This window comes from Brucella sp. TWI432 (assembly GCF_039674445.1).
GTDB classification, from domain to species: domain Bacteria; phylum Pseudomonadota; class Alphaproteobacteria; order Rhizobiales; family Rhizobiaceae; genus Brucella; species Brucella chromiisoli.
On the sequence record NZ_JBDJNL010000001.1, the window covers coordinates 505,149 to 520,332 of the forward strand.

Genomic DNA, 15,184 nt, shown 5'->3' on the forward strand with positions numbered 1-15,184 from the left:
GCAAAAAAAGGAAACCCAATGAAGCTCCCACGGTGGCTTCCAAAGGCCGCTTTTGCTCGCTTGCAAACGATGGACCAAGAAGAGGCCGAAGCTGAATTAAATCGTCTTCATGAGAGACACAAAGAAAAGCGTAGAGCATGGCGTGCGGCGAATAAAGAGTCGGCATATGCCAGCCAAGTGAAATGGAAGAGGAAGAACCGGAAGAAACACTTAGCCGCTAAAGCCAAGTACCGGGAAAGCGTACGCAACGACCCAGAACGAAAGGCCAAAGCTGCCCAGGTTAACCGCGAATATCGGGCGCGTACTGGTAATATATGGGCAAAGCGCTCTGACGAGGGGAACCGCAAGGCGTCATTGCTGCGGTACTGGCGTCTAAAAATACAGGACATGGCCCGTAATCGGCCAGAAAAACTACGCAAGGTAGTTAGTCCGATGGTGCCGGGATACCTCCAACCAGCTGCACGTGCTGATGTCATCAACGCAGTGATGGAGCTGGCGCTGTCTAATAAGGTGGATGGCCGAGATATTAAAGCGAGCGTGAAGCAATGCGTGGCCACGTACAATCGGCAATTTGATCACTTCAAGAACTTATCAATCGATGCACCTATAGCTGGCACCGATAACCTGAAACGGTCTGACCTTATCGATAGTGAAGCCTTCCATTTTTAACCGCCAAGCATGGCAGTATGGAGAATGACATGGAAAAGATTATCGCGTTTCTTGAGGGGTTTAAGGACGACGAAATGCAGGAAGGTATCCTTGAGAATATCCGCACGGTCAATGATGCTCTAAATCTCCTGCGTCGAAACCTTGATGCATGGGAAAATGAAGAGGTTACCGTGCAGGAAGAGCACGAAGATCTCATTCAAGATCTAAAAGACTTCCTGACGCCTGATCAATACAATCACGCCTTTGACTTTAACTTTGAAGTCATCTCCAGCAAGGCCGATGGTGCGGATATTACCGGTCCCATGCTTCGCGCCGCTCTTCACACATTCCTCAATGATCGAACAGATGACGATCTTCTTCGGAATATGAACATCTTCAATACGATGAAAAACGGAGAGTGACATGCCTCGCTATCTTGTCTCATGGGAGATCGACATCGACGCCGACACAGCGCACGAGGCAGCGAGGCAGGCTCATGAAATCGTACGCCGTCATGACACTACGGCCAATGTCTACAAGGTAATCGAGCACGATCGTAACGGCGAAGCGGTCACGGTTGACCTTGAGGAAGATAATCAGGCGCCGCCAGTTTATCTTCAAGCCTTCATTAGTGATCGCCAATGGCCAAACCCAAGCCAATAGGTGAAGCGCTTCTCGATAGGATTGATCGCGAATTGCATGCGGACCTCCTCGATTATGCCGACTGCCTCATCAGTGAATCGAACGACCACGCTCCCCGGTTGGATACTGGAGAGCGGTTTATCAATGTTGAGGAAAGGATCGAGGAATACCGGATCAAACTTATGGAGCAAACACAGATTTACCTGCGGCCAGTGTATGTCGATTACAATCATGACAAAGGCTACCACGCCGTGATTGAACCGCGCACCCAAAATAAACCCGCCAGCTATGGCAACAAAGGAGACTGAATTGAGAACAGATCAACAGATCGTCGACGAGACCAACGAACTCGCAAGGCTTTGCCTCCGTCATATAGGCACCGGTTATGAGGTTGCCGAAGGCCATTTGTTTTACGAGGCCGACGACCCGCGTTCAAAGACGGCTTGGAATATGGCCTGCGAAATTCAGCAGATGATGACCAAAACCGATCCGAATGATGCAATCACGAACCTTGATGCCGATTTTGAAGAAATCCCTCGCAACTTTCCTGTTCGCTTATGGATGACTGCACGCATGGTTTGCGAAACGACAGTCAAAGCGACATCCATGGAAGACGCAGTCGCGAAAGTGAAAGAAATTGATTTCGCCGATTATGACTTTGTCTTTGAGATGCAAGACGGAGATGAATCCGCGCATATCGAAGATCCTGACGATAAATCAGCAGACCCCATAGAGGTTGAATTATGGAGTGAGGGTGAGCCACTTTCATGGACCGCTGTTCATCTGACAAAGGATCTGGCGGCTCTCTTCGGTCAACCTTGGGACAGGCAGACAATCGATGATTTCGTATCTCGTGCGCACCGCGCCTGCACCAAGATCAGCGGCGGTATGGAGAGCTAACTATGAAACAGGAGATCTGGATCACCTTACGCTTGAAGGGGTATGTCGATGCTGACGCCGATGTGCAAAAAGTAGGGGAGAATTTACTCTCTCACCTCGAGAACCACATTCGGGAAGGCGGACAAGCACATGGGTTCATGAGCTCCCAGCCCGGTGATGTCCTTGAGATTGAGGAAGAGGCTGAGATTTACGATACCGAATGAACCACGCAATTATGCACAATAGGAGATACCTTTGACGCACGAAATCAAAACGACCCCTCGCGGTTTTGGTCTTATCAATTTTCAAGACTACAACGACATTGCTTGCAGCTTGCAAGAATCATCTCTTGGATCTGAAGCTGCCATCTGGCTGGGTCCGGACGATGCCTCGCCTCAGCGGCTGGTTCCGGGTAGTGGGTGGCAGCCAGTGCCTTTTCCGGACGGAACGTCCTTCACCACCCGCATGCATTTGACACAGGAACAGGTGCGCGATCTCTTACCCTATCTGAAAGCCTTCGCTGAGATCGGTACGCTATCGACGACATACCCGCCGATCGACAGTGCCGATGCATTATTTAATTGCTGCACTGAAGCAAAGGAACCAGATTGGTCACAGTTCACCCACCTCGAATTGGCTGGCTGTGTGAACGAGAATGATGACGACGATGATGAAACCTGCATCAACGGTAATCAATCTGCTGAACAGGCCCAGTTCTTCACTGTTTACGGTCGCGACAAGGAGGGGTTGGCTGAAGCAATTACAGATATTGACGACGCGAGGCGAGCTCTTCAGATTGCGGCTGCACTTTCTTTTCGCTCATGCCTGACTTGCCGTATCGCCACTTCGCTAATGTGACCGATATGCAGACATTTGCAGTCGAGCTAAGAATACGCATCTTCATTCTCGCCGATAATCCAGGCCAAGCAGTAAGCCAAGTGACTGCACGCCTTACTGAACCTCTTGCAAAACATGAGCCGCAATTGTTCAATGCTTCCAAGGTGGAGGCTTTGGCTTATCCCGCGGCTAATTTGGCCACGGATTAAACTTCGGAACCTCCCAAGTTTACGGAGGTTTTAATGTGCCGATCAATGTTTTTGTCTTTCACAATTTTAGCGTCGGTTGCATCTGGTGCAGCAAACGCTAGCCAAGCTATGGAGCAATTCGAGTTCCTTTCCATTTTGTCAGTGGCAAATGAGAAGTGCGTGGGCCAGAGATACAATCAGGCCTCAATCGACGGCCATCTTTATCGCTTAGGAATGGCTGAAGGATGGGAGAAAGACAAAATTGAAGCGGAAATTGTGAGCGAAAAAGAGCGCAGCGTCGAAAAGTATTTAGCTAATAAAAACAGATACTGTGCTGACGTTCAGGCCTCTAGAGACGATCAGTCCTCCGTTCTCAAGAACATGAAGATTATCGACTGATCGTAGGTGTAGAAACATGAAGGCCGGGCATGTCCCGGCCTTTTTATAACCCGCAATTATGCGAAATTGGAGACAACTATGCTTGCACAAGCGAACGCACTTGAACACGCGTTAACTGCAACACTCGATTATTCGGCATTTAAAAAGGCAGTTCTGAACGCCTGCAGGATAGTGGACAAGCGCAACACTATTCCTGTTTTGTCTACGCTACTGATCCGAACTGCCCGCAACGGCGCAGTCGTGTCGGGAACCGACCTTGATATTTACACAACCACCTTTGTATCTGGCGAAGTCTCTGACGGGTTCGCCTGTATCGTTGATGCGCACAAGCTCAAAGCCATGATGGACAAGGTCAAAGATGCTCGAGTGATTACATTCAGCCAAACCCATGAGCGCCTTGTGGCGACGATTGGCAAGCTCAAGCTTTCTCTTACGCAGGACATTGACCTTGATCAGTATCCAGAAGATGCGGGCTTTAGAAGCGACCTCAAGACGACGAATGTAAATTTCTTATTGCCGTCTGCACAGCTCGCAACCATCCTCAGTAAGATTGAGTTTGCCATCTCGACAGAGGAAACCCGTTACTACCTGAACGGTGTTTATATTCACTTCGATGAAAACCAGAAGAAGATGGCGTTCGTTGCGACAGATGGACATCGTTTGGCACGATATGAGATCGCAATGCCCGAAGGTTCAGAAGCCATGCAGGAAGATGGAGCCATCGTGCCGAGGAAGACAATTGCAGAACTATCGAGGCTTGTTGCTCGCAAAGACTGCCCGCCTGACCTGTCCATCTCAGTATCAAAAATAGGCATAGCGTTCACCATTGGCCATGAGGAGGAAATACTCGAATCCAAACTTGTCGACGGGACTTTCCCTGACTATGCCAGGGTAATTCCAACCTGCAACGAACATACGATCAATGTATTCACCGCCGATTTCATAAACGGCATCAAACAGGCAAGCGCTATATCTTCTCAAAGGGGAACAAAAATCACCCTTAAAACTGGTGATGGATCTCTGATAATCTCAAGCAAAGATGCCGATTTCGGGACGGCTTCCACGGATATTGTTGCCTTCCACGATGCCGATATTGAGATGGCATTTAACGGCGGATACGTGCTGGATGTGCTCGCGCGTATCGATGGGAAGACCACGATCATTGTCCACGACGCGGCGTCTCCCGCACTTTTCAAGGACACTTTGGACACTGATGCGACATTCGTGATCATGCCAGAACAAATTTAATACCCTGCCAATCATGGCCACCATGGAGATAATCATGAGCACACTCGTGCCATCCGCAACCATTGAACAACTGTGCGCTTATCGCGACGAAGCAATTCGATTATACGAAGATGCCTTTGAGAAAATCTCCGAAGCTTCAGCGGCCGTCACGAAGGCGGGCCGCATGTGGGAGTCAGCGTCGCCCGGTAAATCCAGCCGCTATTCCGATGACGCCGAGGAAGTGAAGGAGTTCTTCCGCGCCGTCCGTCTTCCTGATCGCGATCGCTACCTGCGCACAGCACGCCGTCTGATTGATGTGTCGGTCTGGTCCCACGTCATCGACATCGCCGGCATTGAGCAGCTCATGGATATGCAGGCCAAGAACGAGCTTCGTGAGCAGATGCGATATGTGCCGGAGCGCACGGGCCGCAACGGCGAGATCATCAATCAGGACGAGATCGACCGCATGCTTCCTGCGGTATCCCCGGACAACATCTACGCCACTCTCGAGAGGTTCCAGGGTGATGCGGAGATGATATTCCGGCGCGGTATCGTGAACGTTTTCACTAAGCTTGACCGCCGCTTCCGATCGCATGACGGGTTTAAGGTCGGCTCTCGCCTGATCATTGACTATTTCATGCGGAACCAGTCTCATCTCTATGGCGACCGGGCTGACATGCTGACCGACGTTGAGCGCACATTCCTCGTGCTGGACGGTCAGTCGGCGAGGGCGAATTACGCGGGCATCGTCGCCCAAATCAATCGCGTTAACCCTGGCAGTTATCTCCGCCCTCAGCAGTTCGAGGTCGAAGGCGAATACTTCAAGGTAAGGATCTTCAAGAATGGCAACGCCCATCTCTGGTTCACACGCAAGGATCTGGTGAAGAAGATCAATGAGATACTCGCAGACCATTATGGTGAGGTGATCGGTGATGGCATGACTCAAGAGGATGACCCCCTCAGGAACGTCAAGTCTACACCAGCGCGCTACTTCGGCTTTTACCCGACGCCCGACAAGGCTGCTGAAACCGTGATCAGTTATGTCCGCCTTCTGCAAAGAAAGGATGAGCCGCAGCTGCGAATCCTTGAGCCATCGGCCGGAACCGGCAACCTTGCGCGCCGCTGCCTCAGCAATCCGGCCATGTTCGACAACTGGTCAGGTGGACGAGACCGTTACATGTCGGAGTACCGTCTCGACAATGTGGTTGATTGCGTTGAGGTGCAGCCCCATCTGGCCCATCAGCTCGAGGCGCAGGGCGCTTATGGCAGAGTCATTTGTGCAGACTTTCTGCAACTCATACCCAGCCCAAACCTTCGTTACGACCGTATCGTCATGAACCCGCCATTTGACAGGGAAAGGGACATCGACCACGTCGTACACGCCATGCAGTTCCTCAAGCCAGACGGCCAACTAGTGGCAATCATGTCGGCTGGTACAGAGTTTCGTCAAACTCGCAAGGCCGTAGCCTTTCGGAAGCTGATGGAAGACCTTGGCGCTGATTGGAATGATTTGCCAAATAATTCTTTCTCAGAGGTCGGCACTTATGTGAATACGGGCATCATCTCTGTATGGAAAAACGGCAACAAGAAAGCTGGTCGTTATGATCGACCGACTTGGCCCAAGTTGGGTTAAGGAATAAACAGTAAAAACCTAACGAAGGATTCCCGATGTCGAACAAGCCCGCCTCCAGATTAATCGCAAAAGCATTGCCGCGCGGCTCACACTTCAACGCTCAATTCGCGCTACCTGGCCTTGTCCCCGATCTGGTCAGGGATCGCAATGGCGTCCGTAGGTTTGAAAGCGTCCGGGAGGCTGAGGTTGCTGCGATGGAGGCTGTCATCGGCCTTTACAACAGCCGGACAATCGACACACGTAAGGCAGGTGGCTACCGCCGCCTTGCCGGTGCCGAACTTGCTGTGATGCTCGACAAGGTAGACATCACACCAACTTACTTTGCCGAGATTGCCGGCGTGCCGCAGCACCGTGTGATGAAATGGCTGGATGGCGAGCAGGATATTCCACACTCAATCCATGTGCTCACGAAACTACTTGCCCACAGCGACCAGAATTTTGAGATCGCCCATCAAGTGACCGAGGAAAACCGGGATGACGGTAATAGCAACGAAGAATGATTTTCTAAACTGGATGACCCGCATGGGTTTGAACCAGAAGCAGACTTACCATGGTGCAAAACTGATTGGCATAATGGGTCAAACATCGGCCAGCCATACAGTTACAGGTAAGCGCGATCTAAAACAGGTTGAGCGCCTCGCAATGTCGGCGCTCCGTCTTGGTCTTAAGCCATGGTCTCCTGAATACGATTCACAGCTTGAGCGGATGGCTTTGGTTTTCTCCTCAACCAGCGGCGCCGATAAAACTGCTGATCTATGTAGCCCATCTGAAGGGCAGCAATGTCTAGAGCCCAGCACAGCGTCTCAATAGTTCCGAGGCGCTGTTTTCGTTTTTGCTCCTTGAGCTTGCGAGCACGTTCGCGAATAGAAGAATCTGCACTTTCGGGTAGCTTTATCTCTGGCAGTCTCAAATCTAACCAGTCGTCATTCCAGACTACCTGTAATAGCATTTCGAAAACCCATGGCTTTGGCATTGCACTTTTCACGCCATCGACTTTGATCATGCAGTCAAGTTTGTATCCGGGTATGTCGCCGGCTTTGCTGGAACCTCCGCCTGTGCCACCAAGGTTCGGTGAACGGAGGTTTTTAACCTGCGCACCTTCAACCAGTTCACGGAACCTTATTGCGGTGTGGAAACGGACACCGCCCATGCCGGCAATATCCTTTCCGCTCTCGAGCTCGCCGCGGGATGTCAGGTATTCAATAGGGCCAGACAGCTCGTTGATGAATATCGGCCGGCCGAGGTCATGAGGCACCACTGATCGCGTCGGCTCGACGTGGATCTGGATGGTGTCCGGTTGTCCATGACGCACAGCATTCAGCTTGGTTTTCAACTTCTGTCCTGCAGACATCTATCGCCCCTGTTTTACTTGCTTAGGACTGAGGTCAATGACCTTGTGAGGAATGCGGTCAAGTATTCCCCCATCCAGCAGCGTGCCGTCCGATGCACGTCTCATAGTGATCAACTCATCCAGCGCCTTTTGCCTGTCTACAAGTGACATTGCGGACCTGTTTGGATAAGGAGAGCGAGCAATTATTCCAGAAACTTGCTTGCGACTTTTCCCTAAGACGGCCCCAATCTTTGGCTCTGAAAAGCCAATCACCCACATAACCCATACCTTAAACAGGGTGGACTCGTCATGTCGCACTGTTGCGGTTCGACCATTTGTCCTCAGGGTCTTAGCCATTTCATTTGCTCCCCTTACGCACCACTTGGATACGCTTTTCTTTGCCCCTCTGTTTGATCAGAGTTGGGAATAAAGCGTTCGCATTTCGTGTGACTGACCCGCCGATTTCCCCTTCACGAACAAGATGTCCGTTCACGTATCGACAAAGGTTATGAGCAATGGCACGCAGCGCGTCAGCTTCTGACGGGAACAGGCGATGCTTTCCTCCCTGATCAAGGATAGGTTTAGCTTCAGCATCACATGCTCTACGAAGAAATGCTTTGTAACCAGCCGTGAGGCGCTCAACTCGAAAACCAAACTCGTTCATAGCATCGCCCCCTCAAGGTCTAGTGTGTTCTGGATGGAATCGATGTCGTGGTAGAGCGTCTTCGCCCCGTCCCAGATGAAAATCTTGCGGTCGCGTGGTGAACCGAAGCGATCTTTCAGCTTGAAGACTTCAATCTTCCCCCTCGATACGATGCACTTGCTGTCCCAATCTTCTCTCGCTTTGCCAGTATTGGTGCGAGGAGGGTTCTTCTGCAGCCAGTCGTAACGGTTGAAGTTTGCAAGCATGATGTCTGCGTGCTCTTCAAGGGAGCCGCCGTAGAAGTCTTCCATTTCAGGTTCTGGAATTTCCTTCTGGCGAGCCATCTTTGTGAACTGACAGAGTGCTATGACTACGCATCCAAGTTCTTGTGCGAGCTGCTTTAAATCACGCGCATTGAGATAAGCACGCTCGACTGGATCCATTCTGTATTTCGAGTGACGCTCTATAAGTTTGAGATGATCCACAACGAGAAGCCGCAAGCCGTGTTTACGCTTCTGCGAACGAGCAACGAACTTGATGGTGTCAATGTTCACGGGGGATTTGAACAGCATCTTGAGTTTGTGAAGTGAATAGCCCTTCTCAGTCTCCATAAACTTCTCGAGCTGGTTCTCAGTAAGGCCGCGCATAACGTCCCGAACGGGCACACCCGTATGCCCTGAAAGAGAACGCGCAACCAAGGAAACACCGTCCATCTCCAACTCAAATAGATAGCTTGGAAACTCCCGGCCGGTGAACAGCATCTGCTGCATTGCCATCGCAGTCTTGCCAGAGCCGGGGCCGCCACCCCACAGAACCAGTGACCCCGGAGGATAGAAGCCAAACATCTCTTCCAAACCGTACAGGCATGGGCGCAAGGCAATGTTGTTTGCTTTGTCCTCGCCAGCCGTTTCGATAATGTTTTTCAGAACGTCGGAGACAGTGGATTCATGATCGCTCGCGGATTCGCTGATGATGTCGGAAAGACGTTCAGTCGCACGTTCTACAAGGCGGTCAGGCGAGATTGAAATATCGAGTGCGGCCTTTTTCAGACTGTCACTCAACTCGATAATACGACGGCGAGCTGTGAATACGCGGAGCTCATCGGCATAATCTTCAAGAGGTATGCCGTTCTCCCTCGAGGCAGTGTGCAGAAGCATGGAGAGATATGCTTCGATACCCATGCCGTTGACTTCACCACCAATACGCCCAGCCAAAAGAGGCACACGTATTGCCCGGCTGTCCATTGCAAGCTGCTGCATGATTGCGAAGATCTTTTGATGGGCATCATTCGAAAATGAATCGATGCTTAACGTTCCCGCGACCGTCCAATAATTGGTTTCGTCCTGGAGGATTGAACCAAGCACCAGTTTCTCAAGCTCTATATTCGATGTTGCGCTGTTGGTGGTCATCTTTGAACCTCGAGACCCACACGTCCAGCCAATCATCAGGCTCTGGCGATGGGTAAATTACTGCTTCAATATTTTGCATAATTGCTTTTGCTTGGAGGGCTTCAGCTGCCGCTATTCCGGGAGGCTTGACGAGATCTCCTGTGCGCCTGTGTGACCTGTATCGATCACCGTCTGCGTAGATCTCAAGCCGCTCGACACCGTCTGGAATGTCGAAGCCGATCATCCCGGAAGTCGAAAGTGTGGCCCAAACAGACGCGCCATTGCCGGTAAGACGCTGCACTGCCAGAGAGGTTTCCATTCCTTCAGCAAGGCGCAAGGTGCGAGTGACGGGACCAAGCCGCACGGCGCCACCTTTTGCCGGACCGAAACCTAATTTGATCTTTTTGCCATCCTCACCGATCATCGCCCGGCCATCGGCATCAAGGAATATACGCCAGACCGCTATCAGTTTACGATCTACAGACTGCACCCCGCCGATAAGCGCCGGGTGTTCAACGCCTTCCAATTTCAAACGAGGGTGAAATCTTATACTCGGAGGCCAAGCTTCAAGGGAGGGGTTGCTGGCATCAAGGTTCAGGTGCCGTGAGATAAGATATTTCTCTGCTGGAGTGCCATCTATAGGGATTGCTTCTCGCCAGATTGCGCGGACGGTATCTGTCTTTCGCTCCAGATTGCGCTGATCTTGCTTGGCACGCTGTTCATCTTGACGCTTTCGCGCTTGCTCTCGCTTCTGACGCGTGGCGCGCTCTACCTCGGTCTCTTCCCGCGCATCAGGAATATTAACGCCAGCGAGGCCCGCAACCATTTCAATCGCACGAGGGAAGGAGACGCCGTCCAATTCCATAAGGAAGCGGAAGTGATCGCCGCTAACACCACAACCAAAGCAATGGTATCTGCCCTTCCGATCTTCACAATGAAATGACGGTCGGCTTTCACCGTGAAATGGGCAGCAACCCCAGAAATCTCCGCGCTGCACGTTGGTTTTCTTAGCGTCCCACGAAACGCGGGTCCGAATTACCTCCGATATAGGAAGTCGATCACGAAGGTCGGCTATGAAACTGTCAGTATAACGCATCCTATGCGCGTCCTGCTGGCGTGCTCGTCAACATATCGACGGTGGCATATATCTCATGAAGAGCTTTCGACCTTTCAACTTCAGCCGCCTCTTTCTGCATAGGGCTGGCATCTGGGTCGAAGATCGTGCCAAGAGCACGTATAAACTTGGCAGAAGATGGGCCATTAACCTCTGCCAATTCCGCAGCCCAGACACCCATGCCAATCATCACGAAGGAAGCGCCCGACATTCCGAGGCGCTGCGCTGCTGCCGCTGTTGCCTCTAAGAGCAGATCCTCAACATCTTTAAGAATCTGCACTTGCCCCTGGGCCGAAGGCCGAACGACGGTTTTACGCGGGTCTGTCATAGCAAGCCCTCCTGCTTATACGAGCGCCCTTTGTCGAAGGCATATTCCGGCTCATGGATGATGCGGACAGCATCGAGAATGCACAGAGCTTCAGCTTCATCGGCTGTGTTGTATGACCACCCTTGCTGATTGCAGTACTGGCGCGCTTGCTCTTTGAACCACTTGCTTTTGTCGTTCTGCTTGGCGTGTTTCATCGCGTCAGGAACGCGCGTTTTTCCATGGGTTTTCGAGCGCCATGTTTGAATGGCAACCATCTCCGGCTCGCGCAGATTCATCGTGTGACAAACCGTTTGCGCTATGCTTGGCCAGCCCGCCGAAAAAATAACCTGCTTCGCATCAATACGGTTGTCGTCACCGTGGGAAACGATGGTCGCCAACTCCATGGCGACGAGAGGATCTGGTAAGTCTTGGAGGAGGCGACGAAGATAAGAAGCGAAGGTTGCGAAAGCTTCCCCGGGCGCTGGCTGAGTGAACCGCCACGTTCCGTGCCTCAATTTTTCACCACCTGCCAAGCAATAAGCAAAGCCCATGCTGCGACCGGGATCAAAAACAAAATAGCTGGAAGGAGCGTCGGTCATACTGCACCTCCGTTGGAAGTGAACCATCCGAACTGTGTAGCGGTAACAGGGTTTGTGTTATCCCAAACCATCCAACAAAAATCGGGCGTACCGCCACTGGCTTTTCCACCAGCCTTCAAAAACTCACCGGGAGGACAGGACGGGCGCGGCGTAACCATCCAGATGCGTGCAGGTGGCAGCTCTCTATAGAGGCCGTCGGCCCGGCCGATGCTGGTCAGGAATCGCACCTCAGTAAAGGCGGCGACCTTTCCTTTGGCTACACTCAATGCCTTTCGGATGAAGGCTTCCGTACCAACTCCTTTGAAAAAGGGTGGATTCATTATGATATTGTCCGCCCACATCGCACGGTCGCCAAGGAAATCACTTTCTCCCCTGAACCAGCCAGCAGATCCAGTTCGATCGACGAGATCCGAACCGGATGCATTGTAACCATGGTCGATAAGCGTTTTAACAATATTGCCTTGACCGCAGCATGGATCGTGGATCTTCCCGATGAACCGCTCAACCTTTAGCAGCTGTGCAGTGCACCGTTCAGGCTCGACATACCAGTCGAGATCCCCGCGCTGCCAAATATGAGCTTCTCTTTTCTTCGCTGTAGGTTCCATCAACGTCTCCCTACGGAGCGCATGACGCGCTTTTCCATTACATCGAGACGCTTCTCGATCTGTCTGCTGAACCAAACGAGACGATATTTCATCGGTTCACCTGGACGAGGTCTGCTGATCATGCGCAGGAACAATGCCAGTGGGGTTGACCCCTTCAGCTTGTTGCAAGGCTCACATGCGGCAACGATGTTGTTTCTATGATCTAAGCCACCCGCAGAGCGGGGGATGATGTGGTCTCGGGTAGCTGTCTTCAACGTCAACCGAGAAAGGCAGTAAGCGCATTTGCCACCTTGCTTGCGGAGTGCTGCTTCACGATCTGCTCGTGCAAACGCAGCATCTAACTTGCGCTGTTGAAATCTTGTAGCTCGCCAGCCTGCCATGGCAATTTCCTATATGTGTGAGAGAGGAAGGGTTGGGGAGCATGGCTCCCCATGGCAGTGAACGGATTAATTTCCGGCTTCTTGCATTGCGCCAGAGAGATCCTTGTTCGCGAGTTCGGTCCCGTCATTAACGCCCTGCTGCCAGCGCTGACCTTCGCCAGAGCCGGGCTGGTATGGATTACCCGTGCTCTTGCGCTGTCTGCCGACGGCAAAGCCTTCTTCATAGGCGCGGTCTTCTTGAGGGGTGCGGTCTGCATCGAGCATGTCGAGCTGGCGACCAAGCTGATGGCCGAACATCTTGGCGATACGGATTTTACGCTCGAAATCTGCAATCACTTGTCCGACATCTTTGTCTTCAAGGGTCTTGGCGAACTCCACATCCTTCTTGGTCCAGCCAATATCTTTCAGGCGTTTGTAGACCGCGTTCATATCGCCCTTGGTTCCAGCCATCTTGGAGCCGTGATCCTTGAGCTCAGTGAAGCCCTTCAGAAACTGCTGTTCTTCGTATAGCTCTTGCTCAGTCTTTTGATTGTGGTCCTTCATTTTCATTCACGCCTCCTGTGCGCGGGGTTTGAGGCCAAGGCTCCGACGGGCTTGGTCGATTGACTTTCCAGACTTGAGGAGGTCGAAGTAACGGCCCTCCAGTTCCGGCGGGACATCAAACCCGCGCCGTTGAGCCCGCAGCTTTCGCATGTGCGTTGTCTGCTGCTCGAAGATGTTGGAGGGTGGAGGTGCAGGCTCCTTATCCGCCTGCTCCAAAGCCTCAATCAGAGCTTGTTCCGAAGCTAGAAGCTTGAGCCGGCGGCATACTGCGGCCCCGGACACACCCAGAAGGTGTCCCATTTGGCGCATGGATAGGTTGCGCTGCTGCATTGAAAGCAGCTTCCGATCTTTTTCATCGGTCCACCGTATCCAATTATACCGCTTGGTCTCTCCACCCATTCGAATAACCTCATACGTTACGTATTAACCGAAGGCGAGGAAGATGGTTGACGTCCGCGAGTGCGTCGCACGTCAATAGTCTTCTTAACATTCACCCGGTACTGCTTAGCCAGCATGTCGATCAAGATAATCAGAGGGCCGCTCTGAAGTTCATTTCTCTTTGATTCTAAACGATAAATTTGTGGCTGGCTTACCGCAAAACGACGTGCGAACTCCGCCTGTGACTCGTTTAGAACACGACGGATTGTGTAGATCTGATCCCCTGTGAGGGTTACGGCTGAGCCGATAACTGGAACGTCTATAGCAACCATTGTGATCTCCTTGTGATCAACTAATACGAAACGAATTAAAAACAGTCAATACGCTTGTTATTAAATCTTCTAGAATTCGAGGAAACCTGTGTTAAGGAGTATTGCGTATGAACACAGTAAATGGCGAAACGACCATGGAAGATACGAAACGAATGAAATCTGGGGATACTCCCGGTGAAAGGCTGCGGAAAGCTCGCTACTCATATGGCTTTGCGTCCGCATCCGATGCCGCGCGTCGTCTCGGAGTGAAAGTTCCGACGTACACTTCACACGAAAATAACACCCGATCATACACCGCCGATGAGGCGGTTTTTTACGGGGAAACATTCAAGGTTAATCCAGTTTGGCTAATCTTCGGCAGCGACTACGCTTCACCGGGCCGAGACACCATCGAGACAAGACCGCGGCGATCACCAAAAAGCATCGCTGTGAAGAATGAACCGAAGGCGTTAGCTCTAGAATCTATTCCGACAGGAGATTGGCGTGTTCCGGATCGGTTTCTGTCAGAACACCTCGGCGTGGATGTGGAGTCAGCTCGGATCGTGCAGTGTGTCGGCGGTAGCTCTGACGTCGCTGGGCCGTTGGGAGATTTTAATTTCTCCAGCTTGGAAAATGGCGATCGTCTTATCGTGGACGTGTCGGACAAAATCCCGGAGCCGCTTGCCCTTTTCATCGTCAGAGAGGGTGATAATCTTCTGTTTCGTGAACTGCGATATGTTGGAAAGGACGCTGACGGAATCGTCGATGTGGGCAGTCCGTTTTCTGCTCGTGCGAATTACACGATTGATCTTTCAACGATTGAAATCTTTGGACGTATCAAAGGTAGATTCTCAAAGATCTGATCTTGTGATTAATTACTAAGTTTAAAGGTTAGAACTTAGTGTTTCACGATGGTGAGCCTGGAACCCGAACATAGGAGGACTAAGCCCCGTGCTCAGAGAGCATCCGGAGTTAGCCCCTATGTCAGGTGATTTCACGACGGAGCCGCCTATCACCCTTCCGAGTTGGTCAATACCAGTGCCAACCCTCGACCGCACTTTATCGTCACAGCTGGGCCTGTAACGGCGAGCATCCCTTCGGTCTTTCGGAGTGGGACTGTACTTTGCTCGCGC

The 15,184-nt window shown here is 51.7% G+C and carries 25 protein-coding genes and 1 pseudogene; 13 read left to right on the forward strand and 13 right to left on the reverse strand.

Translation table 11 applies throughout. The annotated features are described in order from the left end of the window. Positions 1-18: 18 nt before the first annotated feature. From ABE527_RS02460 to ABE527_RS02515, 12 genes are all read left to right on the forward strand, one after another. Complete coding sequence (locus ABE527_RS02460) at positions 19-669, forward strand: hypothetical protein (RefSeq protein ID WP_499696008.1); 651 nt, start codon at positions 19-21, stop codon at positions 667-669. Positions 670-698: 29 nt separating this feature from the next. Then, positions 699-1,070, forward strand: a complete 372-nt coding sequence (locus ABE527_RS02465) for a hypothetical protein (protein WP_499696009.1) — start codon at positions 699-701, stop codon at positions 1,068-1,070. A 1-nt stretch (position 1,071) separates the two neighbouring features. After that, on the forward strand, positions 1,072-1,311 hold the full coding sequence (locus ABE527_RS02470; protein ID WP_499696010.1) for a hypothetical protein: 240 nt from the start codon (positions 1,072-1,074) through the stop codon (positions 1,309-1,311). After that, positions 1,290-1,598 carry a hypothetical protein gene (locus tag ABE527_RS02475; RefSeq protein WP_499696011.1) on the forward strand — a complete coding sequence of 103 codons (309 nt, stop codon included), beginning with the start codon at positions 1,290-1,292 and terminating at the stop codon, positions 1,596-1,598. The genes ABE527_RS02470 and ABE527_RS02475 overlap by 22 nt, the downstream gene beginning before the upstream one ends. A gap of 1 nt (position 1,599) precedes the next feature. Beyond that, on the forward strand, positions 1,600-2,190 hold the full coding sequence (locus ABE527_RS02480; RefSeq protein ID WP_499696012.1) for a hypothetical protein: 591 nt from the start codon (positions 1,600-1,602) through the stop codon (positions 2,188-2,190). A 2-nt stretch (positions 2,191-2,192) separates the two neighbouring features. Beyond that, a complete protein-coding gene (locus ABE527_RS02485) occupies positions 2,193-2,393 on the forward strand; it encodes a hypothetical protein (protein WP_499696013.1) in 201 nt (66 codons plus the stop codon). A 31-nt stretch (positions 2,394-2,424) separates the two neighbouring features. After that, entirely contained in the window at positions 2,425-3,027 is a 603-nt protein-coding gene (locus tag ABE527_RS02490; protein ID WP_499696014.1) for a hypothetical protein, read from the forward strand. 5 nt (positions 3,028-3,032) lie between these two features. Beyond that, positions 3,033-3,215 (forward strand): hypothetical protein, encoded by a 183-nt coding sequence (locus ABE527_RS02495; RefSeq protein ID WP_499696015.1) that lies wholly within the window; start codon positions 3,033-3,035, stop codon positions 3,213-3,215. A 45-nt stretch (positions 3,216-3,260) separates the two neighbouring features. After that, positions 3,261-3,593 (forward strand): hypothetical protein, encoded by a 333-nt coding sequence (locus ABE527_RS02500; RefSeq protein ID WP_499696016.1) that lies wholly within the window; start codon positions 3,261-3,263, stop codon positions 3,591-3,593. A gap of 78 nt (positions 3,594-3,671) precedes the next feature. Further along, on the forward strand, positions 3,672-4,841 hold the full coding sequence (dnaN, locus tag ABE527_RS02505; RefSeq protein WP_499696017.1) for a DNA polymerase III subunit beta: 1,170 nt from the start codon (positions 3,672-3,674) through the stop codon (positions 4,839-4,841). Between the two features lie 34 nt (positions 4,842-4,875). After that, entirely contained in the window at positions 4,876-6,453 is a 1,578-nt protein-coding gene (locus ABE527_RS02510; protein WP_499696018.1) for a DUF4942 domain-containing protein, read from the forward strand. A gap of 35 nt (positions 6,454-6,488) precedes the next feature. Next, a complete protein-coding gene (locus ABE527_RS02515) occupies positions 6,489-6,953 on the forward strand; it encodes a hypothetical protein (protein ID WP_499696019.1) in 465 nt (154 codons plus the stop codon). A 164-nt stretch (positions 6,954-7,117) separates the two neighbouring features. On the opposite strand, the gene ABE527_RS02520 is transcribed toward ABE527_RS02515, so the two are convergent. The 13 genes and pseudogenes from ABE527_RS02520 to ABE527_RS02580 form a co-directional block, all read right to left on the reverse strand. After that, on the reverse strand, positions 7,118-7,804 hold the full coding sequence (locus ABE527_RS02520; RefSeq protein ID WP_499696020.1) for a hypothetical protein: 687 nt from the start codon (positions 7,802-7,804) through the stop codon (positions 7,118-7,120). Further along, positions 7,805-8,140: a hypothetical protein gene (locus ABE527_RS02525; protein ID WP_499696021.1), complete on the reverse strand. Its 336-nt coding sequence runs from the start codon at positions 8,138-8,140 to the stop codon at positions 7,805-7,807. A gap of 1 nt (position 8,141) precedes the next feature. Then, positions 8,142-8,447: a hypothetical protein gene (locus ABE527_RS02530; protein ID WP_499696022.1), complete on the reverse strand. Its 306-nt coding sequence runs from the start codon at positions 8,445-8,447 to the stop codon at positions 8,142-8,144. Continuing rightward, the gene (locus ABE527_RS02535) at positions 8,444-9,835 is read right to left on the reverse strand and encodes a replicative DNA helicase (RefSeq protein WP_499696023.1); all 1,392 of its coding nucleotides are present in this window, start codon (positions 9,833-9,835) and stop codon (positions 8,444-8,446) included. Before ABE527_RS02535 ends, ABE527_RS02530 begins: the two co-directional genes overlap by 4 nt. After that, positions 9,798-10,133 (reverse strand): toprim domain-containing protein, encoded by a 336-nt coding sequence (locus tag ABE527_RS02540; protein WP_499696317.1) that lies wholly within the window; start codon positions 10,131-10,133, stop codon positions 9,798-9,800. The genes ABE527_RS02535 and ABE527_RS02540 overlap by 38 nt, the downstream gene beginning before the upstream one ends. 48 nt (positions 10,134-10,181) lie before the next feature. Then, a pseudogene (locus ABE527_RS02545) lies at positions 10,182-10,910 on the reverse strand (CHC2 zinc finger domain-containing protein); the annotation flags it as partial. Position 10,911: 1 nt separating this feature from the next. Further along, positions 10,912-11,256 (reverse strand): hypothetical protein, encoded by a 345-nt coding sequence (locus tag ABE527_RS02550; protein WP_499696024.1) that lies wholly within the window; start codon positions 11,254-11,256, stop codon positions 10,912-10,914. Further along, a complete protein-coding gene (locus ABE527_RS02555) occupies positions 11,253-11,834 on the reverse strand; it encodes a hypothetical protein (protein ID WP_499696025.1) in 582 nt (193 codons plus the stop codon). The genes ABE527_RS02550 and ABE527_RS02555 overlap by 4 nt, the downstream gene beginning before the upstream one ends. Then, positions 11,831-12,439: a hypothetical protein gene (locus tag ABE527_RS02560; RefSeq protein ID WP_499696026.1), complete on the reverse strand. Its 609-nt coding sequence runs from the start codon at positions 12,437-12,439 to the stop codon at positions 11,831-11,833. The genes ABE527_RS02555 and ABE527_RS02560 overlap by 4 nt, the downstream gene beginning before the upstream one ends. Beyond that, complete coding sequence (locus ABE527_RS02565) at positions 12,439-12,819, reverse strand: HNH endonuclease (protein WP_499696027.1); 381 nt, start codon at positions 12,817-12,819, stop codon at positions 12,439-12,441. Before ABE527_RS02565 ends, ABE527_RS02560 begins: the two co-directional genes overlap by 1 nt. A 66-nt stretch (positions 12,820-12,885) precedes the next feature. Continuing rightward, on the reverse strand, positions 12,886-13,368 hold the full coding sequence (locus tag ABE527_RS02570) for a hypothetical protein (RefSeq protein WP_499696028.1): 483 nt from the start codon (positions 13,366-13,368) through the stop codon (positions 12,886-12,888). Further along, positions 13,369-13,761, reverse strand: a complete 393-nt coding sequence (locus ABE527_RS02575) for a hypothetical protein (protein WP_499696029.1) — start codon at positions 13,759-13,761, stop codon at positions 13,369-13,371. 17 nt (positions 13,762-13,778) lie between these two features. Continuing rightward, entirely contained in the window at positions 13,779-14,072 is a 294-nt protein-coding gene (locus ABE527_RS02580) for a helix-turn-helix domain-containing protein (protein ID WP_499696030.1), read from the reverse strand. A gap of 107 nt (positions 14,073-14,179) precedes the next feature. Here ABE527_RS02580 and ABE527_RS02585 point away from each other — a divergent pair, with 107 nt between their 5' ends. Continuing rightward, positions 14,180-14,914 carry an XRE family transcriptional regulator gene (locus ABE527_RS02585; protein ID WP_499696031.1) on the forward strand — a complete coding sequence of 245 codons (735 nt, stop codon included), beginning with the start codon at positions 14,180-14,182 and terminating at the stop codon, positions 14,912-14,914. The last annotated feature ends 270 nt before the right edge of the window (positions 14,915-15,184 follow it).